The sequence below is a fragment of the Wolbachia endosymbiont of Tuta absoluta genome, from assembly GCF_059414725.1.
In genome coordinates this window covers 1-438 of record NZ_JBNRJY010000688.1, presented here as the reverse complement: position 1 = coordinate 438, position 438 = coordinate 1, and the positions used below count along the sequence as shown (strand labels likewise).

At 28.1% G+C, this 438-nt stretch carries 1 pseudogene; it reads left to right on the top strand.

What is annotated here, in order from left to right:
- Positions 1-203: 203 nt before the first annotated feature.
- A pseudogene (locus ACJ5GX_RS07235) lies at positions 204-332 on the top strand (RNA polymerase factor sigma-32); the annotation flags it as partial.
- Positions 333-438 lie beyond the last annotated feature (106 nt).

Genomic DNA, 438 nt, shown 5'->3' with positions numbered 1-438 from the left:
TATACTTTTTATTTTAATAAATACATATTACAAAGAAAACATCCAGACTAAACACAAATATCTGAAAAATTTACTTTATAAATATTTGTGTCTTGTGGGGATCGATCAGTTACATAATGGCTACCTTCCAAACCCTTTTCAATTTAACATCATTTAGTAAGTAGCTGTAATTTTTTACTGTATTTATTAAAATAAAAAAATGAATTTTACACTACACAAACAGAGAAACTTTGAGTAAAGAAGAAATAAAAGCAATATCAAAGGAGCTTTCTGTATCGGAAGAAGGTGGGGTACAGATGAGCTATCGTCTGGCTTGTAAGGATCGATCACTCCCCAGAAAACACAAATATTTGTAAAGTAAATTTTTCAGTTATTTGTGTTTAGTCTGGGTGTTTTCTATGTAAAGAGTATTTAATTTTTTATTTTACGTAAACTAAA